This is a genomic window from Aeromonas sp. QDB03 (genome assembly GCF_027707985.1).
Taxonomy (GTDB): Bacteria; Pseudomonadota; Gammaproteobacteria; order Enterobacterales; family Aeromonadaceae; genus Aeromonas; species Aeromonas hydrophila.
The window spans coordinates 12,333-37,640 of sequence record NZ_JAPCJG010000017.1; the positions used below are offsets into that span (position 1 = coordinate 12,333).

Annotated in this window: 31 protein-coding genes; 12 read left to right on the forward strand and 19 right to left on the reverse strand. The window is 63.3% G+C overall.

What is annotated here, in order from left to right; genetic code table 11:
- Positions 1 to 14: 14 nt before the first annotated feature.
- The 3 genes from PG900_RS22050 to lexA all read right to left on the reverse strand — a co-directional run bounded on the left by PG900_RS22050 (position 15) and on the right by lexA (position 2,213).
- Positions 15 to 641, reverse strand: a complete 627-nt coding sequence (locus PG900_RS22050; RefSeq protein WP_016349021.1) for an SCO family protein — start codon at positions 639 to 641, stop codon at positions 15 to 17.
- A gap of 221 nt (positions 642 to 862) precedes the next feature.
- Positions 863 to 1,150: a hypothetical protein gene (locus PG900_RS22055; RefSeq protein ID WP_011704202.1), complete on the reverse strand. Its 288-nt coding sequence runs from the start codon at positions 1,148 to 1,150 to the stop codon at positions 863 to 865.
- A gap of 439 nt (positions 1,151 to 1,589) precedes the next feature.
- Positions 1,590 to 2,213 (reverse strand): transcriptional repressor LexA, encoded by a 624-nt coding sequence (gene lexA, locus PG900_RS22060; protein ID WP_011704201.1) that lies wholly within the window; start codon positions 2,211 to 2,213, stop codon positions 1,590 to 1,592.
- A 204-nt stretch (positions 2,214 to 2,417) separates the two neighbouring features.
- Here lexA and plsB point away from each other — a divergent pair, with 204 nt between their 5' ends.
- Positions 2,418 to 4,841, forward strand: coding sequence for a glycerol-3-phosphate 1-O-acyltransferase PlsB (gene plsB, locus PG900_RS22065; protein WP_270802628.1), 2,424 nt, complete (start codon positions 2,418 to 2,420; stop codon positions 4,839 to 4,841).
- Between the two features lie 64 nt (positions 4,842 to 4,905).
- Here plsB and ubiA read toward each other — a convergent pair whose 3' ends face one another.
- Entirely contained in the window at positions 4,906 to 5,769 is an 864-nt protein-coding gene (gene ubiA, locus PG900_RS22070; RefSeq protein ID WP_011704199.1) for a 4-hydroxybenzoate octaprenyltransferase, read from the reverse strand.
- The gene (locus PG900_RS22075; protein ID WP_029302639.1) at positions 5,766 to 6,302 is read right to left on the reverse strand and encodes a chorismate--pyruvate lyase family protein; all 537 of its coding nucleotides are present in this window, start codon (positions 6,300 to 6,302) and stop codon (positions 5,766 to 5,768) included. Before PG900_RS22075 ends, ubiA begins: the two co-directional genes overlap by 4 nt.
- A gap of 144 nt (positions 6,303 to 6,446) precedes the next feature.
- Between PG900_RS22075 and PG900_RS22080 the strand changes: the two genes are divergently transcribed.
- Positions 6,447 to 6,881 (forward strand): flagellar basal body-associated FliL family protein, encoded by a 435-nt coding sequence (locus PG900_RS22080; protein WP_011704197.1) that lies wholly within the window; start codon positions 6,447 to 6,449, stop codon positions 6,879 to 6,881.
- A gap of 106 nt (positions 6,882 to 6,987) precedes the next feature.
- On the forward strand, positions 6,988 to 7,158 hold the full coding sequence (locus PG900_RS22085; RefSeq protein ID WP_005307551.1) for a hypothetical protein: 171 nt from the start codon (positions 6,988 to 6,990) through the stop codon (positions 7,156 to 7,158).
- 13 nt (positions 7,159 to 7,171) lie between these two features.
- Here the strand turns inward: PG900_RS22085 and PG900_RS22090 are convergent, their stop codons facing one another.
- The 4 genes from PG900_RS22090 to PG900_RS22105 form a co-directional block, all read right to left on the reverse strand.
- Positions 7,172 to 7,513 (reverse strand): DUF2799 domain-containing protein, encoded by a 342-nt coding sequence (locus tag PG900_RS22090; protein ID WP_011704195.1) that lies wholly within the window; start codon positions 7,511 to 7,513, stop codon positions 7,172 to 7,174.
- 129 nt (positions 7,514 to 7,642) lie between these two features.
- Positions 7,643 to 7,765 (reverse strand): hypothetical protein, encoded by a 123-nt coding sequence (locus tag PG900_RS22095; RefSeq protein ID WP_016349017.1) that lies wholly within the window; start codon positions 7,763 to 7,765, stop codon positions 7,643 to 7,645.
- Between the two features lie 74 nt (positions 7,766 to 7,839).
- The gene (gene acuI / locus PG900_RS22100) at positions 7,840 to 8,820 is read right to left on the reverse strand and encodes an acrylyl-CoA reductase (NADPH) (RefSeq protein ID WP_270832305.1); all 981 of its coding nucleotides are present in this window, start codon (positions 8,818 to 8,820) and stop codon (positions 7,840 to 7,842) included.
- A gap of 29 nt (positions 8,821 to 8,849) precedes the next feature.
- Positions 8,850 to 9,872 (reverse strand): LacI family DNA-binding transcriptional regulator, encoded by a 1,023-nt coding sequence (locus PG900_RS22105; RefSeq protein WP_024946139.1) that lies wholly within the window; start codon positions 9,870 to 9,872, stop codon positions 8,850 to 8,852.
- 252 nt (positions 9,873 to 10,124) lie between these two features.
- On the opposite strand from PG900_RS22105, the gene PG900_RS22110 reads away from it, so the two are divergent.
- From PG900_RS22110 to PG900_RS22120, 3 genes are read left to right on the forward strand one after another with little or no spacing between them, the layout of a single operon-like run.
- Complete coding sequence (locus tag PG900_RS22110) at positions 10,125 to 10,568, forward strand: PTS sugar transporter subunit IIA (protein ID WP_270832307.1); 444 nt, start codon at positions 10,125 to 10,127, stop codon at positions 10,566 to 10,568.
- 35 nt (positions 10,569 to 10,603) lie between these two features.
- Entirely contained in the window at positions 10,604 to 10,891 is a 288-nt protein-coding gene (locus PG900_RS22115; RefSeq protein ID WP_187267976.1) for a PTS sugar transporter subunit IIB, read from the forward strand.
- Between the two features lie 60 nt (positions 10,892 to 10,951).
- Complete coding sequence (locus PG900_RS22120) at positions 10,952 to 12,208, forward strand: PTS ascorbate transporter subunit IIC (RefSeq protein WP_270832308.1); 1,257 nt, start codon at positions 10,952 to 10,954, stop codon at positions 12,206 to 12,208.
- Between the two features lie 66 nt (positions 12,209 to 12,274).
- Here PG900_RS22120 and waaA read toward each other — a convergent pair whose 3' ends face one another.
- Positions 12,275 to 13,540 carry a lipid IV(A) 3-deoxy-D-manno-octulosonic acid transferase gene (gene waaA, locus PG900_RS22125; RefSeq protein WP_270802634.1) on the reverse strand — a complete coding sequence of 422 codons (1,266 nt, stop codon included), beginning with the start codon at positions 13,538 to 13,540 and terminating at the stop codon, positions 12,275 to 12,277.
- Position 13,541: 1 nt separating this feature from the next.
- Entirely contained in the window at positions 13,542 to 14,657 is a 1,116-nt protein-coding gene (waaF, locus tag PG900_RS22130; protein WP_016349010.1) for a lipopolysaccharide heptosyltransferase II, read from the reverse strand.
- A 241-nt stretch (positions 14,658 to 14,898) separates the two neighbouring features.
- On the opposite strand from waaF, the gene PG900_RS22135 reads away from it, so the two are divergent.
- Positions 14,899 to 15,687 (forward strand): glycosyltransferase family 2 protein, encoded by a 789-nt coding sequence (locus PG900_RS22135; RefSeq protein ID WP_039214869.1) that lies wholly within the window; start codon positions 14,899 to 14,901, stop codon positions 15,685 to 15,687.
- Positions 15,688 to 15,757: 70 nt separating this feature from the next.
- On the opposite strand, the gene PG900_RS22140 is transcribed toward PG900_RS22135, so the two are convergent.
- On the reverse strand, positions 15,758 to 16,801 hold the full coding sequence (locus tag PG900_RS22140; RefSeq protein ID WP_017411134.1) for a glycosyltransferase family 9 protein: 1,044 nt from the start codon (positions 16,799 to 16,801) through the stop codon (positions 15,758 to 15,760).
- A 223-nt stretch (positions 16,802 to 17,024) separates the two neighbouring features.
- On the opposite strand from PG900_RS22140, the gene coaD reads away from it, so the two are divergent.
- The gene (gene coaD, locus PG900_RS22145; RefSeq protein ID WP_011704185.1) at positions 17,025 to 17,507 is read left to right on the forward strand and encodes a pantetheine-phosphate adenylyltransferase; all 483 of its coding nucleotides are present in this window, start codon (positions 17,025 to 17,027) and stop codon (positions 17,505 to 17,507) included.
- Between the two features lie 54 nt (positions 17,508 to 17,561).
- Here coaD and PG900_RS22150 read toward each other — a convergent pair whose 3' ends face one another.
- The 6 genes from PG900_RS22150 to radC all read right to left on the reverse strand — a co-directional run bounded on the left by PG900_RS22150 (position 17,562) and on the right by radC (position 21,239).
- A complete protein-coding gene (locus tag PG900_RS22150; protein ID WP_270832311.1) occupies positions 17,562 to 18,443 on the reverse strand; it encodes a VirK/YbjX family protein in 882 nt (293 codons plus the stop codon).
- Positions 18,444 to 18,621: 178 nt separating this feature from the next.
- Positions 18,622 to 19,434: a bifunctional DNA-formamidopyrimidine glycosylase/DNA-(apurinic or apyrimidinic site) lyase gene (mutM, locus tag PG900_RS22155; protein WP_011704183.1), complete on the reverse strand. Its 813-nt coding sequence runs from the start codon at positions 19,432 to 19,434 to the stop codon at positions 18,622 to 18,624.
- A 29-nt stretch (positions 19,435 to 19,463) separates the two neighbouring features.
- Positions 19,464 to 19,919 (reverse strand): hypothetical protein, encoded by a 456-nt coding sequence (locus PG900_RS22160; RefSeq protein WP_270832315.1) that lies wholly within the window; start codon positions 19,917 to 19,919, stop codon positions 19,464 to 19,466.
- A 93-nt stretch (positions 19,920 to 20,012) separates the two neighbouring features.
- A complete protein-coding gene (gene rpmG, locus PG900_RS22165; protein WP_005307500.1) occupies positions 20,013 to 20,180 on the reverse strand; it encodes a 50S ribosomal protein L33 in 168 nt (55 codons plus the stop codon).
- 11 nt (positions 20,181 to 20,191) lie between these two features.
- A complete protein-coding gene (gene rpmB, locus PG900_RS22170) occupies positions 20,192 to 20,428 on the reverse strand; it encodes a 50S ribosomal protein L28 (RefSeq protein ID WP_005307492.1) in 237 nt (78 codons plus the stop codon).
- A gap of 136 nt (positions 20,429 to 20,564) precedes the next feature.
- Positions 20,565 to 21,239: a RadC family protein gene (gene radC, locus PG900_RS22175; protein ID WP_270832317.1), complete on the reverse strand. Its 675-nt coding sequence runs from the start codon at positions 21,237 to 21,239 to the stop codon at positions 20,565 to 20,567.
- 147 nt (positions 21,240 to 21,386) lie between these two features.
- Between radC and coaBC the strand changes: the two genes are divergently transcribed.
- The 4 genes from coaBC to PG900_RS22195 all read left to right on the forward strand — a co-directional run bounded on the left by coaBC (position 21,387) and on the right by PG900_RS22195 (position 24,777).
- Positions 21,387 to 22,589, forward strand: coding sequence for a bifunctional phosphopantothenoylcysteine decarboxylase/phosphopantothenate--cysteine ligase CoaBC (coaBC, locus tag PG900_RS22180; protein WP_101150976.1), 1,203 nt, complete (start codon positions 21,387 to 21,389; stop codon positions 22,587 to 22,589).
- Positions 22,590 to 22,629: 40 nt separating this feature from the next.
- On the forward strand, positions 22,630 to 23,088 hold the full coding sequence (gene dut / locus PG900_RS22185) for a dUTP diphosphatase (RefSeq protein WP_016349004.1): 459 nt from the start codon (positions 22,630 to 22,632) through the stop codon (positions 23,086 to 23,088).
- Between the two features lie 69 nt (positions 23,089 to 23,157).
- Complete coding sequence (slmA, locus tag PG900_RS22190) at positions 23,158 to 23,754, forward strand: nucleoid occlusion factor SlmA (RefSeq protein ID WP_011704178.1); 597 nt, start codon at positions 23,158 to 23,160, stop codon at positions 23,752 to 23,754.
- Positions 23,755 to 23,940: 186 nt separating this feature from the next.
- Positions 23,941 to 24,777: a mechanosensitive ion channel domain-containing protein gene (locus PG900_RS22195; RefSeq protein ID WP_060389807.1), complete on the forward strand. Its 837-nt coding sequence runs from the start codon at positions 23,941 to 23,943 to the stop codon at positions 24,775 to 24,777.
- A 125-nt stretch (positions 24,778 to 24,902) separates the two neighbouring features.
- Here the strand turns inward: PG900_RS22195 and PG900_RS22200 are convergent, their stop codons facing one another.
- Positions 24,903 to 25,091 carry a holin gene (locus tag PG900_RS22200; protein WP_270832319.1) on the reverse strand — a complete coding sequence of 63 codons (189 nt, stop codon included), beginning with the start codon at positions 25,089 to 25,091 and terminating at the stop codon, positions 24,903 to 24,905.
- Positions 25,092 to 25,308: the final 217 nt, after the last annotated feature.

The window sequence follows — 25,308 nt, forward strand, 5'->3', positions numbered from 1 at the left end:
GAGTCCGTTGCTCATCATGCGTCGTCCAGCCGCACTATCTTGGCAAAGTCCGACACCATGCTCGCCATCACGACTCTGGGCACACTGCCCTCGCTCAGACGGGGGCGAAACACGGCCTCCAGCTTGCCGGCCGGATTGATCAGCACGATGGAGGCGGAGTGGTCGATCAGGTAATCCTTCTCACCCTGGTCGGCGATGGAGTAGATGAGCCCCAGATTGCGCACGAACGGGAACAACTTGTCGTGGGGGCCGGTCGCCGCCTTGAACTCCGGATTGAAGAAGGCGGTATAGGTCTTGAGACGGGCCACATCGTCCCGCTGCGGATCCGCCGAGATGAATACCACCTGGCTGTTCGGGGCGATCTTTTTCAGCTCGGGGTAGACGGAACGCAGATCCGCCAGGGTGGTCGGGCAGATGTCGGGACAGAAGGTGTAGCCGACGAACAGGAAGGTCCAGTGGCCAGTCAGGCTAGCGGGGACGAAAGGTTGGCCATCCTGATCGGTGAAGGCGAACGGATTGATGTCCCGCCCCGCCGGGTAGTAGTCGGCATGCTCGGGCAGAGAGGGCTGGTTCCAGTAAAATCCGGCCATCATGCCCCCGACCAGCAGCAGAAACAGCAAGGGGTAACGCGGTTTAACCATAAGAGAACAGACCCTTTCACTTCGACATACCCGCCAACCGGGCCCGAATGGAAGAGCCATTGTAACCCAGCCGGCGCCGGACCGGTCACCCCCTTGTACCGGATGCCCGTTCGCTGGCCAACTTCCGTCAGAAGATGACGCAAGGGCCGGTGATATCGGCCCGAACCCGCCCAAAACAACAGCCCCACCATAAGGTGGGGCTGCGCAAGAAGCAGTGACGCTCACGGCTGTTGTCGGCGCCGCTCATGCGGGCGTCTGGACTGTGCCCGCAGCGGGATGACGGGTGCGGTCCAGGGGGCGTCGGCTAGCCCGCCGTCATGATGGCTGTGAAACAGGCGCACCAGCCGGACAATCTTGTCCTTGGGGCACCCCAGCCAGATGGTCCAGCAGGCACCCTTGTGGTGTACCCAGAGGGCATAGAAACGGGTCATCCGGTTACCCTTGATGAAACGGGTGATGGAAGAAACGGGCGATGCCAGACCCGGATCCCATGGCGAGCTTGAAGCCATACCTGTCCTCCTCGATCAACAGGTCACGCCAACCGGCACCGCCCATCACCACCGGGGTGAATGAGTCAATGACTGCCGCGTGTCGACTGCGCGAGTGTGCCGCTGCGGGGCCGACTGCCGGCGCCCTGCTGACCACTCTCCCTTCTATCCCGCAAGCGCCTCTTTGCCAGGTGTGCGCTGCACACCGCACGAGGCTGTTGTTTTTCCCTGCTGCCCTCCGGGTTCCTGCTACCAGCGATCTGGATAACGCGCGTCATGGCGAGCAGCGGGGGCGGCTCAAGCCAACGAGTCCGCCTTACCAAATGATATATCTGAAATGAATCGCCTGCGGCCGCCGCCCGCAGACAAAAGTAGCGGGTATCAGGATCTGATTGAAATCATGGGGAAAGGAGTACAGAAACGAAACGGCCTCCCGCAGGAGGCCGTTTCATGGCAAGGATTACATCCAGTCGGCGTTGCGAATGACGCCGACCGCCAGCCCCTCGATGGTGAGCTGCTGACAGGAGAGATCCACCTCGATGGGGGAGAGCTCTTCGTTCTCCGGCAGCAGCCACACCTGGCTGCCCTTGCGCTGGAAGCGCTTGACGGTGACATCCTCGTCGAGCCGTGCCACCACCACCTGGCCGTTGCGCACCTCCTGGGTCTTGTGCACCGCCAGCAGGTCGCCATCCAGAATGCCGATGTTCTTCATGCTCATGCCCTGTACCCGCAGCAGGAAGTCGGCCCGCGGGTGGAACAGGGCCGGATCCACCTGGTAGTGGCTCTCGATGTGTTCCTGCGCCAGGATGGGCTCGCCGGCGGCCACCTTGCCGATCAGCGGCAGACCGCTCTCTTCCAGCGGCTCTTCCTCTTCGAGCAACAGGCGAATGCCGCGGGACGTGCCCGGCATGATCTCAATGACCCCCTTTTTGGCCAGGGCCTTCAGATGTTCCTCGGCCGCATTGGCCGACTTGAAACCAAGCTTCTGGGCTATCTCGGCGCGAGTCGGCGGCATGCCGGTTTCGTTCATGTTCGCCTTGATCAACTCCAGCACTTCGGCCTGGCGGGGAGTAAGGGGTTTCATAGCATGGGCACCTGTCTTTTTATACAGCACACTGGCAGTATATACAGTGCAGTGGCCAAGGCAAGGCGCAGCTGACATTTGTCGCGACCCGGCGCTCATTTGCTGCAGATTTGATCCCGCGCAGCCGACTCATCGTACCTCTCGGCGACAAGCAGTCGGTGATTTGCTATGCTCACGCCGCATTTTTTTGGAGAGCAGACGCACATGTCCCTTGGACAGAACATTTCCAGAGCCATCTTGCAATGGCCGGTCAGCGGCTTGGTCAATCACAAGAGCCTGCCGGAAAACCCCATCACCGAGCTCAAGCTGGATCCGGCCAGACCCATCGTCTACGCCCTGAAGACCAGCTCGATCACCGACCTGATGACCCTGCAACAGTGCTGCGAGGATCTCGGCCTGCCCGGCCCCTTCACCCCGCTGGAGCTGAACGGCCAGTTGCTGCCCCGTTATGTCTGTCTGGACCGTCCGCCTCCCCTGTTCGGCAAGCGCAGCAAGCCGCTGCCCTTCATGCAGGAGTTCCACCAGCTGCTGGATCTGCACAAACAGGATCCGGCGCTGGATATCCAGGTGGTACCCGTCACCCTGTTCTGGGGCCGCGCGCCCGGTCGGGAAGGCGAGGAAGCCTCCGGCTGGAACATCATCAGCAGCCTGGCGCCAAACCGCCTCAAGAAGGCGTTGATCGTGATCCTGAAAGGACGTGAGAACTTGGTGCGCTTCTCCCCGCCGCTCTCCCTGCGTCACATGGCGGACAAGCACGGCACCGACGAGGCCATCGCCCACAAGCTGGCGCGGGTTGCCCGCACCCACTTCAGCCGCCAGCAGCTGGCCGCTACCGGCCCCAAGCTGCCCAACCGCAACCTGCTGTTCAAACAGCTGCTCGATTCGAACGTCATTCAGCAGGCCATCGAGGAAGAAGCACAGCGCGAGGGGATCAGCCTGGAGAAAGCCCAGAAACGGGCCCACGGCTACATGGACGAGATCGCCTCCGACTTCTCCTACCGGCTGATCCGGCTTGGCGAGAGCTTCCTCGGCTGGCTGTGGAACAAGCTCTACCGCGGCCTCTCCGTCAACGGCGCCGAGAAGGTGCGCCAGCTGGCCCAGGAAGGGCACGAGATCGTCTATGTGCCCTGCCATCGCAGCCACATGGACTATCTGCTGCTCTCCTACGTCATCTATCACCAGGGGATGGTGCCGCCCCACATCGCGGCGGGCATCAACCTCAACTTCTGGCCGGCGGGCCCGATCTTCCGCCACGGCGGCGCCTTCTTCATCCGCCGTACCTTCAAGGGCAATCCGCTCTACAGCACGGTATTCCGGGAATACCTCAATCTGCTGTTTGCCAAGGGCTATTCGGTGGAGTTCTTCACCGAGGGCGGGCGTTCGCGTACCGGCCGCCTGCTGCCGCCCAAGACCGGCATGCTGGCGATGACCCTGCAGGCCATGATGCGCGGGCTGGACAGACCGGTGACCCTGGTGCCCGTCTATCTGGGCTACGAGCATGTGATGGAGGTGAACACCTACCACAACGAGCTCAAGGGCAGCCGCAAGGAGAAGGAGAGCTTCCTGCAGGTGCTCGGCATCCTGCGCAAGCTGCGCAACTACGGCCGCGGCTTCGTCAACTTCGGTGAGCCGCTGACCCTCAACAATTACCTCAACGAACACGTGCCCAGCTGGAAGGAGCACATCGGCGAGGAGGAGCGTCCCGAGTGGATGGCGCCCACCGTCAACCAGCTGGCCGAGCTGCTGATGACCCGCATCAACGGGGCCGCCGCCGTCAACGGCCTGACCCTGAGCGCGCTGGCACTGCTGGCCGCCGAGCGCCACGCCCTGACCCGCGACGAACTGCAGGCCCAGCTCAACACCTATCTGGATCTGCTCAAGCAGGTGCCCTACAGCCCGCACAGCACTATCCCGGACGAGGATGCCAAGACCCTGCTGGATCAGGCCATGGAGCTCAACAAGTTCGAGGTGAGCGAGGACAAGCTGGGCCAGATCGTCAGCCTGGACCGCTATCAGGCGATCCTGCTGACCTACTACCGCAACAACATCCTCCATCTGTTCGCCATGCCCTCCCTGGTGGCGGCGCTGATCGAGCGCTGCGAGGGGATCTCCCGCAGCGAGATCGTTGCCCGCTGCATCGACATCTACCCGCTGCTCAAGACCGAGCTGTTCCTGCGCTATGAAGAGGACGAGCTGCCGGAGCTGGTCGATGCCCTGCTGGCCGAACTGCAGCGCCAGCAGCTGATCGAGGCCCGCGACGGCGGCTTCTGGGTCAATCCGGTCAACCAGACCTGCCTGCTGCTCTTGGCCGAGAGCATTCAGGAGACTCTGCAGCGCTACGCCATCGTGCTGACCCGGGTGCTGGCCCAGCCCCGCATCGAGGCCGAGCAGCTGGAGGCGGACGGCCTGATGATGGCGGAGCGCCTCGGCACCCTGCACGGCATCAACGCCCCTGAGTTCTTCGACCAGAAGCTGTTCAGCACCCTGATCCACACCCTGCGCAGCGAAGGCTACCTCGACCCGGGCTGCAAGCCGGATCTGGGCCGCTTCCAGGCGCTGGCCGACAACATAGTGCCGCTGCTGAGCACCAAGATCCGACGCACCATCCAGGCCGGCAACCGGCTCTGACCCCGCTCGCACGACACCATAAAAAAGGCCGCAACATGCGGCCTTTTTTCATGATGGGGTTGACTCACAGGTAGTTGATCACTACCCCGGCAAAGATCAGCGCCCCCACGTAGTTGTTGTTGAGAAATGCCTGGAAGCAGGCCTCCCGCTGCCGCTCGCGGATCAGCCGCTGCTGATAGACGAACAGCGCCGCCGCCGCCAGCAGCGACCAGTAGTAGCTGGAGCCCAGCTCGCTTAACTGCCCCACCAGCAGCAGGATCAGCAGGGTCAGCAGCTGCAGCGCGCCGATGATCCGCTTGTCGTGGCGGCCGAACAGGATGGCACTCGACTTGAGGCCGAGCTTGAGGTCGTCGTCTCTATCCACCATGGCGTACTGGGTGTCGTAGGCGATGGTCCACAGCAGGTTGGCGAGAAACACCAGCCAGGCCACCGCCGGCAGGGCATTGGCCTGGGCCGCATAGGCCATGGGAATCGACCAGGAGAAGGCCATGCCGAGCACCAGCTGGGGGATCGGGATGTATCGCTTCATGAAGGGGTAGCAGACCGCCAGCAGCAGGGCCGCGAACGACAGGCCGATGGTGAGCGGGTTCATGGTCAGTACCAGGGCGAACGAGATGAGCGCCAGCACCGCAAACAGCGCCAGCACCTCCCGCGGCTTGACCTTGCCCATGGGCAGCGGTCGGCCGGCGGTGCGCTTCACGTGACCGTCGAAGTTGCGATCCGCATAGTCGTTGATGACGCAACCGGCGGAGCGCATCAGAAACACCCCCACCACGAACACCAGCAGGGTCCAGAGATCCGGCAGGCCGTCAGCCGCCAGCCACAGTGCCCACAGGGTCGGCCACAGCAGCAGCAGGGTACCGATGGGCTTGTCGATGCGGGCCAACTGCACGTAGGCTAGTCCCCGCTCCTTGGTTAACAGATTCACTCCAGCTCCTTGTTGCATGACAGAGAGGGCAAGAAGAGTTCATGGACCAGCAGTGGCCATTGCCCCAGAAACAGACGGGAACGACGTCCCCAGACGATGCCGGCCGGACACCAGGGATTGCTCGCAATCTCGAAACAGGCCAGTTGCAGGTGATCGCGCCGGGCAGGCTCGTCACCAAAGATACGTTCACCCAGGGGTTGCTCACCCAGCTCGCGCAGACCGCTCTCTTGCAGGGCGGCTTCGGCAAACAGGGTCCAGCCCAGTACGGCCGGCCCATGATCGCCGTGCAGGATCACCTCGCGGCACAGCCCCATGGGCTGCTCGGCGACCACCAGCTGCTGCTCGTCGGCGTCGAGGGCGACGCTGCGATTGCCGAACAGTTGTACCGAGAAATGGCGATTGTGGCGGCGCAGGCGCCGGGTCATGGAATCGGCCTCCAGCAACCAGGGCAGCAAGGCCTCGGGCGGCTCGCACTGCGCGGGCGTCTGCCAGGGCACGAGCCGGGCAAGGGGAACAGTCAACTCGGACTTCACAGCTTCACCATCCGGAGATTTCCGTTATCAGGTTAAAATCCGGTTTATTATCCGTAAATCAATCGAGAATTGTAAGAACATCCGTGCTTGACGGCCCCGATGGCAGCATCAAAAATGGGGTATCTCTTGCTGATGAGCCATCCTATGAAGCTATTCAAATTTCTGCTGGTGTTGTTGCTAAGCTGCGGTGCACTTCAGGCCTATGCCTCCGAAGGGGGGGAAGCCCCTGCAGAAGGGGAAGCTGCCGCCGCCAAGCCGGGTTTCTTCTATCACCTGCTGGATCCCGACATCATCACCAACTACCTGAGCGATGGCAAAACCCTCGGCTACGTCCGGGTGACGGTGGAGTTGATGGCCGAGAACGAGGCCGACCTCAAGCTGCTGGAGCAGCATGACCCCCTCATTCGTGACGCCATCATCCGGCTGATGGGCAGCAAGAGTGCCGACCAGATCAAGTCTCTGGTCAGCCGCGAAGACCTGCGCAAGGAGTGCCAGACCCGGGCCAACGAGCTGCTGGTGAAGGAGACCGGCAAGAAGGCGGTGCGCGAGCTGATCTTTACCAAGTTCCTCTATCAGTAATCTCCCGTCACCACGAGCGGGCAGCGAGATCATCCTGGCCCGCTCGCTGTTTTAGAAATGAAAATTGATTACACTAGGGCCCACCGAGTTGTCGAGGTAGTTCGAGATGGGCAACAAGACCCTGTGTGAATGGCGGCGCAGCGAGATCCCGGCCGATCTCAAGACCCTGCGCAAAATCGTGCGCAAACCCAAGTTCGTCTGCGGCAAGTGTGCCCGCAGCGCCAACGACAAGAGCTATCTGTGTCAGCCGCTGCGGTTGAAAGAGAAAGAAGCCTGAGCCGCCAGCCCGGCTATTGATCGGTCCAGCCCTGGCGGCCCTGCTCGAACAGCCGGCGCGCCTGGACGTCATTGGGGCAGACCCCGCGATACTCGCCACCGGAACGGCCCGCCAGATAGAGGTGCTCCGGCCGGCAATACCAGGCCAGTCCCTTCTGATGCCCCTGTTTCCACAGCTCGGCATCCACCTTCTCACCGCACTGGGCCTGATGAAACTCGACCCGCTCGGCGGTAAAGCCCAGCTTGCCGTCGGCCTCCCCCACCTCGCTCCACACCTTCTCGCACGGATCGTCCGAATGGGAGGCGCAGCCCCCGAGCAGAACGGCAAACACTATCACCGAGAGTCGCATAATCATCCTTGAGTGTCGTTTGGGCAGTTCATTCTAGCCAGAGCAGCAGCCCCCTCCAAGCACCTCTCCCCATTCCTGTGAGCCGCCCAAAAAAACAGGCGGGCCCGAGGCCCGCCTGTGTATTCAATACGCGGATTACTGGTCGTCGAGAGGGTCATCATCCTGCCAGCTCTCGTCTTCCCATTCATCCAGCTCTTCTTCCCAGGATTCCGGCTCCCAATCGTCATCGAGATCGTAATCCGGCTTGTGTCCACCCATGCTCATTCTCCTTGGATAGTGCACCCGCACTCAAAGTCTATCCAGAAAAATGGGGCTCGCCAGTCAGGGCTGGATCAAAGTTTGACCAGGGTGCGCCCCGCGATTTGCCCTTGGGTGATGGCTTCGGCGGCCTCCGCCACCTGCTCCAGCCCTATCTCGGTGACCGCCTGCGCAAAGAAGCTGGCGGGCAGATCCCGCGCCAGTCGCTGCCACGCCAGTTGGCGGCGCGCCAGCGGACACATCACCGAATCGACCCCCTGCAACCGCACGTTGCGCAGGATGAAGGGCATCACGCTGGTGGGCAGATCGAAGCCACCCGCCAGCCCGCAGGCCGCCACGGCGCCGCCGTAGTTCATCTGGGCCAGCAACTTGGCCAGCACCTGACTGCCGACGGTATCGACCGCCCCGGCCCACAGCTGCTTCTCCAGCGGCTTGGCGGGCTCCAGCAGCTCGCTGCGCGGCACGATGCGGCTGGCGCCGAGCGCGGTCAACAGCTCGCCCTGCTCCTCTGGACGGCCGGTCAGGGCTGCCACCTGATAACCCAGCGCAGCCAGCAAGGCAACGGCGGTGGATCCCACCCCGCCGGCGGCGCCGGTCACCAGGATCTCGCCGCTCTGCGGGGTTACTCCCGCCTCCTCCAGCGCCAGTACGCAGAGCATGGCGGTCAGACCGGCGGTGCCGATGCACATGGCCTGCCGTTCATCCAGCCCGGCCGGCAGCTGCACCAGCCAGTCGGCCTTGACCCGCGCCTGTTCGGCCATGCCGCCCCAGTGGCCTTCCCCCACGCCCCAGCCGGTCAGCACCACCCGGTCACCTGGCTGGTAGCGGCTATCAGCAGATTCCAGCACGGTGCCGGCGAAGTCGATACCGGGCACCAGCGGCCACTGGCGCACTATCTTGCCCTTGCCGGTGATGGCCAGCCCGTCCTTGTAGTTGAGGGAGCTGTAGCGCACCGCCACCCGCACCTCGCCGGCCGGCAGCTGGCTCTCGTCCAGCCGGGTCAGGGTCGGCACCGTCTTGCCGTCTTGGTTTTCCAGTAACAGAGCCTTGAACATGGTTGCCTCTTTGATGAGTGTGAAAGGGGTCAGCTGCTTTGCCGCTTCTGCAGCTGGAAATCGAGGGTCAGCGCCGAGCCCATGACGGGTTCACCGGCCAGCTGACGCAGGATGAGATCGGCGGCCTCCTGCCCCATCCGCTGATAGGGGATGCGGACCGAGGTGAGGGCCGGATAGCAGGCCCGCGCCACGTCCAGATCGTCGAAACCGGCGATGGCGAGCTTGCCCGGCACGTTCAGGTGGCGGCGCTGGCATTCGAACAGCACCCCGGCCGCCAGCTCGTCGTTGACGCAGACCAGCGCATCCAGTTCGGGCCAGCGCAGCAGGAACTCCCCCAGCATGGCCGCCCCCGTGCTGAAGCTGGGTCGCTCCGAGGTGTTGATGATGGCGTCGGGGGAGAGGTAGTTGTCCAGCAACGCCTTCTGCCAGCCCTGCATGCGCTGCTGCAGCATCCACTGCTCCTGGCGGGCGCAGAGGAAACCGATATTGCGGTAGCCGCGCTCGATCAGGTGGCGGGTCAGCTGGTAGCCGGCATCGAAGTTGGAGACCCCGACGTTCATGTCGATGGGACTGCGGGCCATGGCCCCCACCTCCACCACCGGCAGGCGGGCCGCCTGCAGCCGCTGGCGGATGGTCTCGCCAGGATCGCTGCCAAACAGCACCACGGCCGCCGGATTGTGCTGCAGAAAGCTGGTCAGCAGGCTCTCCTCCTGCTGCTTGAGGTGCTGGGCATCCCCCAGCATGATCTGGTAGCCCTCGCCCCGCAGCGTCTGCTGCAGCCCGGCGATCACCTCGCCGCAGCCGCACTCGGTCAGGCTGGGCACGATCACCACTATGGTCTGAGAGGTGGCGGACGCCAGCGCCCCCGCCGCCCGATTGGGGATATAGCCGAGTTCGTCCACCGCCGCCTCGATGCGCTCGCGCATCTTGTCGGACACCAGCTCGGGGGTGCGCAGGGCGCGCGACACCGTCATGGCCCCCACGCCGGCCAGCTGGGCCACATCGTTGAGGGTCACCCGACCCGTGCTACGGCGTTTCTTCGCTTCTGACATCCTTTCCCTTCCTCGGCATACGGGTGCTCACTTTAAGGCAAAAGCGCGGCACTGACTATTTGCTCAAACCGGATTTTACCTTCTTTGAGGCCGATAAGGGGCAGGATGAATCCCTTCTGTGAGAGAAATGATAGCGCTATCACAGATCAATGTTAGCGCTATCTGGTAGCGCTAACTTTCGGGATCAAGCTCACAGTTATCAAGAGGCAAGATCGCTAGATTGGCGCCATCCTATCCAGCCCGGACACTGCCATGCTGACCCAATTGCTGACCGAGGAGGTCATTTCCATCGAAGCGGGCGCCCGCGACTGGCGCCACGCCATCGAGCTGGCCACCGCCCCCCTGCTTGCCAACGGCACCATCGAGCCCTTCTATGTGGCGGCGCTCTATCGCTCCCACGAGGAGCTCGGCCCCTACTACGTGCTGGGCCCGGGCCTGGCCATGCCCCACGCCCGCCCGGAAGACGGCGTCAACCGGTTGGGACTGGCGCTGACCGTACTGAAAGAGGGGGTCAACTTCGGCTCCGAGGGCAACGACCCGGTGCGGCTGCTGGTCACCCTGGCCGCCAGCGACAGCAACTCCCACGTGGAGACCATCGCCCAGCTGGCCGAGCTGTTCATGAATGAAGAAGACGTGGCGGCCATCATGGCGGCCACCAGCAAAGACGACATCCTGCGCATCCTGGCGCGCTACTGATCTGCGCCACGGCGCACCTGACAGAGGAAGAGAGCATGAAAATTCTGGTTGTATGCGGACACGGCCTGGGCACCAGCCTGATGATGGAGATGAGCATCAAGAGCATTCTCAAGGAGCTGGCCGTGACGGCCGAGGTGGATCACCGGGATCTCGCCTCCGCCGGCAGTGAGCGCGCCGAGATCTTTGTCGCCACCCGCGACATCGCCGAACAGCTGGTCAGCATGGGCGTCAACGGCCGGCTGGTATCGCTGGACAACATGGTCGACAAGGCCGCCATGAAAGAAAAACTCGCCATCGCCCTGCGCGAGCTGGGCGCACTCTAACCCCTTTGCGACTGTCTGGGCGGCCGGTGAGCCGCCGCTTCCATCTGCTTGGAGCTGACCATGGAATTTTTCAATTTTCTGATGTTTGACGTGCTGTCGGAGCCGGCCGTGCTGGTCGGCCTGATCTCCCTCATCGGCCTGATCGCCCAGAAGAAACCGGTAACCGAGTGCATCAAGGGCACGGTCAAGACCATCATGGGCTTCGTCATCCTGGGGGCCGGCGCCACCCTGGTGGTGAACTCGCTGGGCGACTTCGCCACCATCTTCCAGCACGCCTTCGGCATCAAGGGGGTGGTGCCCAACAACGAGGCCATCGTCTCCATTGCCCAGCAGTCGTTCGGCAAGGAGATGGCGATGATCATGTTCTTCGCCATGCTGGTGAACATCCTGATCGCCCGGCTCACCCCGTGGAAATTCATCTTCCTGACCGGTCACCACACCCTGTTCATGTCGATGATGGTGGCGGCCATCCTCTCCGCCGGCGGCATGAGCGGCATCCCGCTCATCGCGGTGGGCAGCCTGGTGGTCGGCGTGACCATGGTGCTGTTCCCGGCCCTCGCCCACCCCTACATGAAGCAGATCACCGGCTCCGATGACGTGGCACTCGGCCACTTCTCCACCTGCTCCTATGTGCTGGCCGGCTGGATCGGCGCCAAGTTCGGCAACAAGGCCCACAGCAGCGAAGAGGTGCAGGTGCCCAAGAGTCTGCTGTTCCTGCGCGATACCCCGGTGGCCATCTCCTTCACCATGGGCATCATCTTCCTCATCACCTCCGCCTTCGCCGGGCCCGAGTTCGTCGCCAGCGTCGCCAAGGGCAAGCACTGGTTCATGTTCTCCCTGATGCAGTCCATCACCTTCGCCGCCGGGGTCTACGTGATCCTGCAGGGGGTGCGGATGGTCATCGCCGAAATCGTACCGGCCTTCAAGGGGATCTCCGACAAGCTGGTACCCAACGCCAAGCCGGCGCTGGACTGCCCCATCGTCTTCCCCTACGCCCCCAATGCGGTGCTGATCGGCTTCCTGTCGAGCTTTGCCGCCGGTCTGGTGGGCATGGTGCTGCTCTACCTGCTGGGGCTCACCGTCATCATTCCGGGGGTGGTGCCGCACTTCTTCGTCGGCGCGGCGGCCGGGGTGTTCGGCAATGCCACCGGCGGCCGTCGCGGCGCCCTGTTGGGGGCCTTCGCCAACGGCCTGCTGATCACCTTCCTGCCGGTGTTCCTGCTGCCGGTGCTGGGGGATCTCGGCTTTGCCAACACCACCTTCAGCGATGCCGACTTCGGCGTGGTGGGGATCCTGCTCGGTCTGATCGTGCGCTGAGCCAGCCCCCGCCAAAACAGAAACGGAGCGCCATGCGCTCCGTTTTTTATGTCCGTCTGCCCGGATTCAGTCGTTCTCCAGGCTGGCGAGGCAGTGAGACAAGGTGCGCGCCAGCGCCCCCTGGTTGCGCAGCACCACGGCGCGGGCCTGCTCGCCCATCTCCCGGCGCCGGCTCTCGTCGGCCAGCAGCGCACTCACCTGCTCCCCCAGCTCGGCGGCATCGGCCACCACGGCGGCGCCCCCCTGAGCCACCAGCTGGCGGGTGATGTCGCTGAAGTTGAAGTAGGCGGGGCCGCTCAGGCAAGGTTTGCCCAGCGCAGCCGGCTCCAGCAGGTTGTGGCCGCCCACCTTGACCAGGCTGCCGCCGACGAAGGCCACGTCGGCTGCCGCCAGCATCAGCGGCAGCTCGCCCATGGTATCGCCGAGGTAAACCTTGTCGTGCTCGCCGACCGCACCACCCGCCGTGCGCCGCACGCAGCCGTAGGGGGCACACAACGCCGCCACCCGCTCGAATCGCTCGGGGTGACGCGGTACCAGGATCAGCAGGGCCGACGGCTGCGCCGCGAGCACCCGATCGAAGGCGGCCAGCACCTGCTCGTCCTCCCCCTGATGGGTGCTGGCGGCGATCCAGACCGGCCGCTCTGTCCCCAGCAGTTGGCGCAGGGCACGGCCCTTGGCCTGCACCTGCTCATCGAGCTGGATGTCGAACTTGATGGAGCCGGTCACCGCCAGCCGCTCGCGCCCCAGCCCCAGCCGATGGAAACGATCCGCGTCGTCCTGGTGCTGGCAGAGCAAATGGGTCAACGGCCGGCTGAGGGCATCGAACGCCCCCTGAAAACGGCCATAACGCCGGCAGGATCGCTCCGAGAGACGGGCATTGATGATGGTCACCGGCAGGTGGCGCGCCTCGCAGGCGGCCAACCAGTTCGGCCACAACTCGGTTTCCATCACCCAGAGCGCGCGCGGTTTGACGGCATTGAGGAACGCCGCCACCGCCCAGGGGTAGTCGAGCGGCGCGTAGCGGTGCTCCACCAGATCCCCCAGCCTGGCAGCCTGCTCGGCGCCGGTGCGGGTGGTGGTGGTGAGCAGGATCGGCAGATCGGGCCGCTCGGCCTTGAGGGCGCGGATGAAGGGACTGATGGCCAGCGTCTCCCCCACGCTCACCGCATGGATCCAGAGCGGCGCCTCCTGCCCGCTGGCGGGCGTCCGCCCCAGGTGCTCGGCCCAGCGCTTGCCAAAGCCGGGCTTGCCCTTCTTCGGCTTGTAGAGCGCCAGCAGCGCCAGCGGCAACCCCAGGTGGATCAACAGGTTGTAGAGCAGCCGATAGCCCATGCTAGTGCGGCTCCCCGCGTTTGCCCGGCTCGGCGACAAAACGGGGCGGTTCGCCGGGCGGCAGCGCCAGCGGCGGGGCCGGCGTCTCGCTGCACTCCAGCCGGCGGCCAGCCTCGATGACCTGCTCCGGCATCAGCTCGATCAGGCACTTGAGGTGGCCGAACTTGCAGGTGCGCTTGAAGCAGGGGCGACACTCGATGTCGGTGTGGACGATCTCGACCCGGTCCGCCAGCGGCGGGGTGTAGAGCGGCGAGGTGGAGCCATAGACCCCGATCAGCGGCCGGTTGAGGGCGGCCGCGACGTGCATCAGGCCGGAGTCGTTGGCGATCACCCGCCCGGCCAGCGCCATCAGGTCGATCGCCTCGTACAGATTGGTCTTGCCCGCCAGCACGTGGCAGTTGGGGCGCGACAGCGGGTTGATCCGGTCGCGGATGGTGTTGGCCACCGCCGCGTCCTTGGCGGAGCCGAAGATCCACACCTGCCAGCCCTCGTCGAGGTGTTTTTGCGCCACCACGGCGTAGTGGCCCTCCGGCCAGCGCTTGGCCGGGCCGAACTCGGCCCCCGGGCAGAGCACCAGCACCGGGCGGGCGCGATCCAGCCCAAGCCGCTCCAGCGCCTTCTCCTGATTGATGAGATCGACGTTGAGGGCCGGCTGGGGAATGGTCGGGATGTCGGCCCGGCTCTTCATCTGCGCCTTGGGATAGGCCAGCGCCAGGTAGGCCTCCACCATCAGCGGAAAGGCGGACTTGTTGCTGCGCATGTCGTTGAGCAGACCGAAGCGGTGCTCCCCCTTCCAGCCGGTGCGCACCGGGATGCGGGCAAACCAGGGGATCAACGCCGACTTCATGGAGTTGGGCTGGATGATGGCCTGATCGTACTTCTCGGCCGCCAACTGCTTGCCGAGCCGGCGGCGGGCCCCCAGCTTGAAGTCGCCGTGACCGAGCGGCATCGGGATGGCTTTGTCCACCTCCGGCATCCGCTCCAGCAGGGCACCACACCAGGCGGGCGCCATCACGTGCAGCTCGCTGTCGGGGTGATTGGCCTTGATCGCCTTGTAGAGGCTCTGGGACATCACCATGTCGCCGACCCAGGAGGGGCCGATCACCAATATCTTCATCTCGCGCGTCTCTTGGGCCAAGCCCTGCGGTTAATCGTTGCTGGCCGAGATTATGCCCCAAGAATGGCCCGAGAAATAACAGAAGATCCCCGTACCACCCGCTCTCATACCAAAAAAGCATCCGTTTGAAACTGACGCAGCCCCGACAGCCGGAACCATGCTCCGCCTGCCGTTTTAGGCTAGAATGGGCGCCAATTTGAGCATGGCCCGCCAGCCGGGCGCCAACAAGAGCCTTTAATCCGTGAACAAACCGACTCTGGCGGCTGTCCTTATCGTCAAGAATGAAGCCGAAAACCTGCGCCCCTGCCTCGCCTCCCTCGACGGGCTGGTCGACGAGATCGTCATCATGGACTCCGGCAGCCAGGACGAGACCCCGGCCATCGCCGCCGAATTCGGCGCCCGCTTCTTCGTCAATCCGGTGTGGCCGGGCTTCGGCCGCCAGCGCCGCCTCGCCCAGTCCCACGTGCAATCCGACTGGGTGCTGTGGCTGGATGCGGACGAGCGGCTCACCCCCGAGCTGAAAGCCGCCATCGCCGCCGTCATGGCCAATCCGGCCAGCGACACCATCTACTCGATCCCGCGCCTCTCCTGGGTATTCGGCCGCTTCATCCGCCACAGCGGCTGGTATCCGGACCGGGTGCTGCGCCTCTATCCCAAGGCGCTCACCAGCTACAACGAGGTGCTGGTGCACGAGAAGGTGGAGGTGCGCGCCAACATGAAGATCGTCAACCTGCACGGCGACCTGCTCCACTTCACCTATCGGGATCTGGAGCACTACCTGGTCAAATCCGCCGGCTATGCCCGCGCCTGGGCCGATCAGCGCACCGCCCGCGGCAAGAAGGGCTCCCTCAGCCAGGGACTGGTGCACGCGCTGGGCTGCTTCCTCAAGATGTACCTGCTCAAGGCCGGCTTCCTCGACGGCAAGCAGGGGCTCTTGCTGGCCATCCTGTCGGCCCATTCCACCTTCGTCAAATACGCCGACCTCTGGATCCGCCAGCAGCCGCAGGCACCGGATCAGGCGGACAAGTAAGCCGCCAGCACTTCCCCCCATACGAGACAGGGCCCTTCAAGGGCCCTGTCTGCATTTACATCATCTGGTATCAGTGTTCAGCGCGCCAGAACGGCGGCGCCCAGCGGGCGATCGCCGCCGCCATGGTCTTGGGATCGAGCTGGCTCATGTCTTCCGGGTGATCGCTGTCTTCCGGCGGGCTGAACGCCAGGTGGCGTCCCTCGCTGTTGAGCGGACGCCAGCGCAGCGGCGTCGCCGAGCGGTGCGCCGGGAAGAAACCGATGGTGGGCACATCCAGCGCCGCGGCGATGTGCAGCGGCCCGGTGCTGCCCGCCACGAACAGGGCGGCGTTGGCCATCACCTGGCAGAACTTGGGCAGCCCTTCGTCGGAGCGGTAGATCCAGCCGTTGCCGCCGTGGGCCAGCAGCTCGGCCGCCAGCTGTTCGGCGATCTTCTCCTCCCCCGGCCCTGCAGTCAGGATGCACTGCAACTCGGGACAGGCCTGGTTGAGCTTGATGATGAGGCGGGCGTACTGCTCGATGGAGAGGTTGTTGGCCGAGCCGCCGCTGCCGGCATGCACCATCAGCCAGGGGCGGCCGGCATCGAGCCGCAGGCGGGCGGCGACCTGCTCGCGCACCTGTTGCAGGCTCTTCGCATCGAAGCTGAGGTAGGGGCCCTGCGGCTCCACTGCGCTCACCTGCTGGTCAGCGAGGAAACGGCGCACCAGATCCAGGTTGTATTCGTACTCCGGCTTCTGGGAGCGGGAGCGGCGCTGGATCAGGCGCTGGTTGTAGAGCACCTGGGCCAGCTTGGTTGCCGGTGCCAACCGGTAGGGAATATGCGCCTTCCACACCAGCATGGCGTTGCGGGAGTTGGAGAAGAGGCAGATGGAGGCATCGAAGGCGGCGGCCTTGATGCGCGCCTGCAAGGCGCGTTGCTGTTCCTTGTCGGCCCGTGAGCCCGGATCCAGGATGATCTCGTCAATCCAGGGGCAGAGGCGGGCCAACGGCGCCGTGTAGGCAGGAACCAGGGCAGTCACATGACACTCCATGGAGCGCTTGAGCATGGCAAAGCTCGGCCAGGCCAGCATGAAGTCACCAATCTTGTCATTGCGGACTACCAGAATACGTTTCATAAAAAATCCCTTTGCTCCCTGTCACCAATGCAAGGAGGCTTGATGCGCGGTGCGGGTATTCTTGCCTGATGTATCGCTATTCTCAAGCGAAGAGACCCGGTGACCCCGATTTGGATCGGCAAAGCCGGCATCGGGGCGCCAAAACTCGGCCCAAGGCGGTCGCGCCAATCCCCCAACAGACCCTATAATGCGACCAAATTTCCCGGTTGCAGGAATCAGCAGCATGACCAACAAGGTAATCTATCCCGGCACCTTCGATCCCGTCACCAATGGCCACACCGACCTCATCGGCCGGGCCGCCAAACTGTTTGATGAAGTGGTGGTCGGGGTGGCCAACAGCCCGAGCAAGCGGCCGCTGTTCGATCTGGACGAGCGGGTGCAGCTGGCCCGCCAGGTGACCGCCCATCTGCCCAACGTCAAGGTGGTCGGCTTCTCAGGCCTGCTGGTGGATTTCGCCAGGGAGCAGCAGGCCAACGTGCTGATCCGCGGTCTGCGCGCCGTCTCCGACTTCGAGTACGAATTCCAGCTAGCCAACATGAACCGCCGCCTGATGCCGGAGCTGGAGAGCGTGTTCCTCACCCCGGCCGAGGAGAACTCTTTCATCTCTTCCACTCTGGTGAAGGAGGTGGCCCTGCACGGCGGTGACATCCGCCAGTTCGTCGACCCCGCCGTGGCCGCCGCCATCAAGGCCAAACAGACCAAGTAACAACGAAACAGGCTACCCGAGGGTAGCCTGTTTGCTGCTGGGAGCCTGTGCGGCTCAGCCCGCCAGACGCGGGCCCAGCAGTTGCTGACTCGCCAGGGTCAGCTGATCGAGCCACTCGTAACGGCGCCGGTACATGGCCCGCTTCTTGGAGGCGATCTCCTCCAGCGGCTTGCGCTGAGCGGGCTGCAGCCGTACAAAATTGTCATCCAGATCGATGGCGCCAAACTCCTGCCACAGCTCGTCATAGTCCGCCTGCAGACAGGCTTTCTTCTTTTTGCTGTAACGCCGGGCCTGATAGATGTGGGCCTTCATCCGCACCGCCGAGATGTGCTCGGCCTGCATCGCCTCGGCCAGCTGCATCACCAGCATCACCACCAGCGACTTGGGCCGCAGACCGTGGCCCTCCTTGGTCAGCGCACGCACCTTGTCCTGTGCCTGCTCGATGCAGGGCTCCGGGCCCTGTACCGAACCGATCACCACTGCCAGCCGGTTGAGGGTGCCGGCCAGCGAGAAGGCGCAGCTGTAGAGCCGCTTGCCCTGCGGGTCGACGATGGAGAGGGCGAGCTCCGCCTCGCGGCGGAAGGTACCGTCGTGGCGCAGCACGATGCGGCAGCCGCTCTCGGGATAACGGCCGAGTTCGATGCCATCCCCCAGATAGAGCGGGTCGATCAGATCCGGGTAGCGGGCCAGCATCAGCCGGTAGTGATTTTCCAGCATCTCGGCCCGCTCGGTCGCGGTGGAGCCGGCAAAGCGATAGGGCCGCATCGGCTTGTCGAGCAGCTCGGGATAGTGGGCAGGCAGGGCCTTGAGTGGTTCGGCCTGAAACAGCTCGAACACCCGGCTCAGCTGCTGCCGATAGAGCAGGCTGCGCAGCACGAACTTGGCGCGATTGAAAGTTTTGCGGGCGCTGTCATCGGGATAGAGGAAGCGCGCCATTTTTTGGGCACAATAGTGCCCCTGCCGGGACAAATGGTCCCAGTCTATTGATTTAGCTGTCATTTTATTTTCTCAAACCGCCTGAACGGTCGAGATAGTAGTGACAGGCGAGCAAATCTTCAACAGACTGGAAATACTCTCTTACAACTTGGCCATTTCAGGCCAAAAAAACCGCGATTCAGCGCTGGCAGTGGGAACAGAACACGGTGGTACGCTGCCCCAGCCGGATTTCACTGAGCAGGGTATGGCAGTGAAAACAGGGCTGACCGCCTCGCCCATACACCTGCAACTGCTGCACGAAATAGCCCGGCTTGCCGTCTGCACTGGTGAAATCCTTGAGGGTGGTGCCGCCCTGCCGAATCGCTTCGGCCAGCACCCGCTTGATCTCGGCCACCAGGGTGCCCAGTCGCTCGGCACTGATATTGCCCGCCGCCCGCTTGGGGTGAATGCCGGCCGCGTAGAGCGCCTCGTTGGCGTAGATGTTGCCCACCCCGACCACCACCTGGTTGTCCATCAGGAAGGTCTTGATGGCGGTGCTGCGCCCCTTGGCACGCTCACGCAGATAATCGGCGTTGAACGCATCGGTGAGCGGCTCCGGCCCCAGCTTGGCCAGCAACGCGTGCGCCTCGGCCGGCTCGCGGGTCCACAGCAGGGCGCCGAAGCGGCGCGGATCGTTGAGCCGCAGCAGCTTGCCGTTGGCCAGCTCGATATCCACGTGATCGTGCTTCTCGGCCGGGGTGCCGATGTCCAGCACCCGCAGGCTGCCCGACATCCCCAGATGGAGGATGGCGGTGCCGAAGTCGGTCTCCAGCAGCAGGTACTTGGCGCGGCGGCTGACCCGGTGGATGGTGAGATCCACCAGCTCCTGGATTTCCCCCGGCACCGGCCAGCGCAGACGGCCGTCCCGCACCACCACTCGGGTGACCTTGATGCCGGTAAGCCAGGGTGAAATGCCCTGGCGGCTGACTTCGACTTCCGGTAATTCAGGCATGGGATCCTCGTGCTGACGCTGAAAAGGGGTTAGGGAGCGGGACGCAGCAGGCTGCGGTACTGCTCCTGGCTCAGGCTGAGCCAAGTCGAGGGCGGCAGCAGGGCGGCAAACTTGCCGCTGTCCTGATAAAGGCCCACCTCGATGGGATCGCTCTGGCCAGCGACCCAGATCTTGAGGGTAACCGGGTTGCCGCGCACGGATCCGCCGGGCGGCAGTAACCAACCCTGCCAAGCTTCGATGTGCGCCGCCAGCTGGGCACTGCTGAGCCCCAGATCCGGCCCGCTGCGCCAGCCCTGCCCGATCCGTTCGATCTGCCAGCTCGGCCCCTGCCAGGTGAGCACCACGGCGCTCTCCGGCAGCAGCGGACGCGCCCGCTTGGCGCTGTTCTCCTGCTGGGCCAGCTCCAGCCGGTGCAACAGGGTGATCACGATCAGCACCACCACGATGATCACGTTGTTCCAGCCTTTGCGGCTCAGTTTGAACATGGCAAGCCTCCCTTAGAACCGGCAGTGTACTGAATTTCGGCCATAAAAAAACCCGGCACTAGGCCGGGTTTTTGGGAATGCAGCATCAAGTAATTACTTGATTTTGCCTTCCTTGTAGATCACATGCTGACGAACAACGGGATCAAACTTTTTGATCTCCATTTTTTCGGGCATGGTGCGCTTGTTCTTGGTAGTGGTATAGAAGTGACCAGTACCGGCGCTGGAGTTCAGGCGAATTTTCTCGCGAATACCTTTAGCCATGATCTAATTCCTTATACCTTAACACCGCTGGCGCGCAGTTCAGCCAGAACCACTTCAACGCCACGCTTGTCGATGATACGCATGCCTTTTGCGGATACGCGCAGGCTTACGAAGCGTTTTTCACTCTCAACCCAAAAACGGTGAGTGTGCAGGTTCGGCAGGAAACGACGCTTGGTAGCGTTGTTAGCGTGCGAACGGTTGTTACCAACTGCCGGGCGCTTGCCGGTTACTTGGCATACTCTAGACATGTCAGTCTCTCCAAATCTTACTTCATTGCTCGAGCAAATATCTGCCCCGCTGGCCTTCGATTGCGGGGCAAACAGAAGGCGGCATTTTATACAGCATCCGTGATCAAAGATCAACTAATACGGCGCCAGAGCACAGTCATAACCAACCGCGCTCGGCGAAAGAAACCGTGATGCCGTCACCGATCACCAAGTGATCCAGCACTCTGATATCGATCAGGGCCAAGGCGGCCGTGATCCGATCCGTGATCTGGCGGTCGGCCCGACTGGGCTCGGCGACGCCGGACGGGTGATTATGCGCCAGAATCACGGCGGCTGCATTATGTTTGAGTGCGATCTGCACGATTTCTCTGGGCCAGACGCTCGCCGAGTCGAGGGTACCGTAAAAAAGTTCAACGAATTGAATCACTCGATGCTGGTTGTCGAGCAGCAGCAGGGCAAACACCTCCCGGGGTCGATCCCGTAGCTGGGCCTGCAGATAGTCCCGGGTCAACTGGGGCGAAGTGAGCGGATCGCCTCTTTGCAACTGTTCGGCCAGATGGCGTTTGCCCATCTCCAGCACGGCCTGCAACTGGGCATATTTGGCCGGCCCAAGGCCGTGTGCCGCGCAAAAGACCCGCTGTTCGGCACCAAGCAGCGCCCGCAGCGAACCAAATTGCTGCAACAGATGGCGGGAGAGATCGACCGCACTCAGACCGCTGACCCCGGTGCGCAGGAAGATCGCCAGCAGCTCGGCGTCGGACAAGCCGCCAGGCCCGTGACGCAACAGCTTCTCGCGCGGGCGTTCATCTTCCGGCCACTCCTTGATGCTCATTTGTCTCTCCCTCATGCCTATTGAGAGAAAACATAGCAAAAAATCGCGGGAGCCCGACCACAAGTCCCCCATGTCAGCCTCTGTCGTCGTCCGCTGCCTGTGGTATCTTAGCCGACCAGTCAGAGTGAGCCGGAAGAGAAGCAGCAGATGAGATTGGCCGATAAACGCATCCTGTTGGGTGTCAGTGGCGGGATCGCCGCCTACAAGAGTGCCGAGCTGGTACGCCGCCTGAAAGATCAGGGGGCCGAGGTACGTGTGGTGATGACCCGTTCCGCCAAGGAGTTCATCACCCCGCTGACCCTGCAGGCCGTCTCCGGCCACCCGGTGGCCGACAGTCTGCTGGATCCCGCCGCCGAGGCGGGTATGGGTCACATCGAGCTGGCCAAGTGGGCCGATCTGGTGCTGATCGCCCCGGCCAGCGCCAACCTGATGGCCCGTATGGCCGCCGGCATGGCCGACGAGCTGCTGACCACCCTCTGCCTGGCCACCCCGGCACCGGTGGCGCTGGCACCCGCCATGAACCAGCAGATGTACCTCAACGCCGCCACCCAGGCCAACCTCAAGACTCTGGCCAGCCGCGGCATCCTGCTGTGGGGGCCGGATTCCGGCAGCCAGGCGTGCGGTGATGTGGGCCCGGGCCGGATGCTGGATCCCCTAGAGCTGGTTGAACGCTGCTGCCAGCAACTCGCCGCCGAGCCACTGCTGGCCGGGGTCAGACTGCTGCTCACCGCCGGGCCGACCCGCGAGGCGCTGGATCCGGTGCGCTACATCAGCAACCACAGCTCCGGCAAGATGGGCTACGCCATCGCCCGCGCAGCTCGTGAAGCGGGCGCCGAGGTGACGCTGGTGAGCGGCCCGGTGGCACTGGTCACCCCGGCGGGCGTCACCCGTGTCGACGTGGAGAGCGCCGAGCAGATGCATCAGGCGGTGATGAGCCGGGTCGGCGAGTGCGACCTCTTCATCGGCTGCGCCGCCGTCGCCGACTACCGCCCCGCGCAGGTGGCCAACCAGAAGATCAAGAAGACCGGTGACAACGACCAGATGCAGCTGACCTTGGTCAAGAACCCCGACATCATCGCCGCCGTGGGGGCTTTGTCAGACAAGCCCTTCACCGTCGGATTTGCCGCAGAAACCGTGGATGTGGAACAATACGCCCTCGACAAACTGCAGCGTAAGCGGCTGGACATGATCGCCGCCAACGACGTATCTCGTGCGGGCCAGGGCTTCAACGCCGATGACAACGCCCTGACCGTGTTCTGGCAAGGGGGTCAAGCACCCCTGCCCCTGGCCGATAAGCTGACGCTGGCTCGTCATCTCATCGCCCTGATTGCAGACCACTACCGGCACTGAGCCAGTCAATCGACCACCTCCACTCCATTAAAAACGATTTATGACAACACAAATTGAACTGAAGATTCTGGATGCCCGCATCGGCACCGAGTACCCGCTGCCCGCCTACGCCACACCGGGTTCCGCCGGCATGGATCTGCGGGCCCTGCTGGATGCCCCGCTGACCCTGGCCCCGGGTGATACCACGCTAGTGCCGACCGGGCTGGCCATCCACATTCAGGATCCGGGCCTGTGCGCCACCATCCTGCCCCGCTCCGGTCTCGGCCATAAGCACGGCATCGTGCTGGGCAACCTGGTTGGCCTCATCGATTCCGACTACCAGGGCCAGCTGATGGTCTCGGTGTGGAACCGTGGCAATGACAGCTTCACAATGCAGCCCGGCGAGCGCATCGCCCAGCTGGTGATCATGCCGGTAGTTCAGGCCAGCTTCCAACTGGTCGATGAGTTCAATCAGAGCGAACGGGGTGAAGGCGGTTTTGGTTCTTCTGGTCGCCAATAACAGACCACACCAGCCCGTGCGGCGGTGCCTAATAACAGAATCAGGCCATTGTTTTTTTTAGGGGAATCCATGGCAAGCAGTAATCAGAAACAGAGTCGGCGCGATCAGATCCTGCAGGCGCTCGCCCACATGCTGGAGACCAGCCCTGGCCAGCGCATCACTACGGCCCGTCTGGCGGCCGAGGTGGGGGTATCCGAGGCGGCTCTCTACCGGCATTTTCCCAGCAAGGCGAGGATGTTCGAGGGGCTGATCGACTTTATCGAGGATTCCCTGCTGTCACGGGTCAACCTGATCATGGCCGAAGAGAAGGACACCATGGCCCGCTGCCACCACATACTGCAGCTGCTGCTGGTGTTCGCCGAGCGCAATCCCGGCATCACCCGCATCCTCAATGGCGATGCCCTGTTGGGCGAGCACGACCGGCTGCGAGATCGTATCAGCGTCCTGTTCGACAAGCTGGAGACCCAGATCAAGCAGGTGCTGCGGGAAAAGCGGCTGCGTGAAGGCCAGGGCTTCCAGCTCGATGAGACCATGCTGGCCAACCTGCTGCTGGCCTACACCGAGGGACGCATCAGTCAGTTCGTCCGCTCCGAGTTCAAAATCAAGCCCACTGCCGGCTTTGAAGATCAGTGGCAGTTTATCCGCAGCCAGCTGCTGCAGAGCTGACAAGCTCAATTTGCAATCAGTAGCGGCAACGCCGCTCCAGACGGGTTGCAGTAAAGAGGGAGGCCTTGGCCTCCCTTGTTTTTTGTGGCACAAAAGAGGCGATGAGCACCAGATGCGACCCGGATTGTCGCATTCCAATGTTAGATTCATGCGTCATAAACCTTTTATCGCCTGACAGGACACCCTATGGAACCCGAAATCATCACCGAAGCGCAGACCTGGCTGGTCAACAACCAAGGCCTGCTGATCGAGTATGCCGTCAACATCGCGGCCGCCCTGATCACCCTGCTGGTCGGCTATATCGCCGCCAACCTCATCAGCAGCGCCGTGGTCAAGGTGATGCAGGCCCGCAAGCTGGACACCACTGTCACCCACTTCGTCGGCAGTATCCTCAAGTACGCCATCCTGGTGTTCGTGGTGATCGCCGCGCTGGGCCGGGTCGGGGTGCAGACCGCTTCCTTCGTCGCCATTATCGGTGCCGCCGGTCTGGCCATCGGTCTGGCGCTGCAAGGTTCGCTCTCCAACTTTGCCGCCGGCTTTCTGCTCATCATCTTCCGCCCCATCAAGGCAGGGGAATTCATCGAGGTGGCAGGCACCAATGGCGTGGTGCAATCCGTTCAGCTCTTTACCACCACCCTCACCTCCGGTGACAACAAGATGGTGGTAGTGCCCAACTCCGCCATCCTCAACGGCACCATCGTCAACTACTCGCGCATGGATACCCGCCGCGTTGACATGACCTTCGGCATCGGCTACGGCTCGGATCTGCGCAAGGCCAAGCAGATCCTCGAGCGCCTGGTGAATGAAGAGCCACGCATCCTCAAGGAGCCGGCAGCCACTATCGCCGTCGCCGCGCTGGCCGACTCCTCGGTCAATATCGTGGTACGCCCCTGGGTCAAGACCGGCGACTACTGGGGTGTCTGGTTCGACTTCCACGAGAAGGTGAAGCTCACCTTCGATGCCGAAGGCATCGAGATCCCCTTCCCGCAGATGGTCATGCACATGCAAAAGCCGCAGGCCTGAGCCTTTTCCTGAATGACACAATGCCAGCCTTAGGGCTGGCATTGTCGTTTCCGGCCCCCTGACGGGCATAAAAAATCCGGCCACCCGGGGCCGGACTTTGTGTTCAGCATGCCGGGGGCGTCGACTCACACCAGCCGACGAACCACCCGGTTGAGCAGCGGTTGCACCAGCACATAGCCTCCCAGCACGGTACCGATCACTGCCAGCACCCGTAACGGCAAGGTAGGCGCCGCACTGGTCAGTACCATGGTCAGCAGGCCGATGAGGCCGGTGGCGATCAAGCTCAGAGCAAACAGGGACAACACAGCTTTCATAGCGATCTCCTCATTCCAGACAGTGGCCATCCCTGGGAGATCTCGTCCATTCGCTCATATGCTAGCCAGCCTCCGGGACCAACAACTTGCGCCTGCGCATGAAATGAGCAAAAAGGCGTCTGTCGAATACTCTTTTGGCTGCCAGGCCAAACTGCCACCCCACTCGCAGCCTGCCCTCGCCCTGAAAGCCCTTTCAGCGGCGGCAAGCCCGACCAAG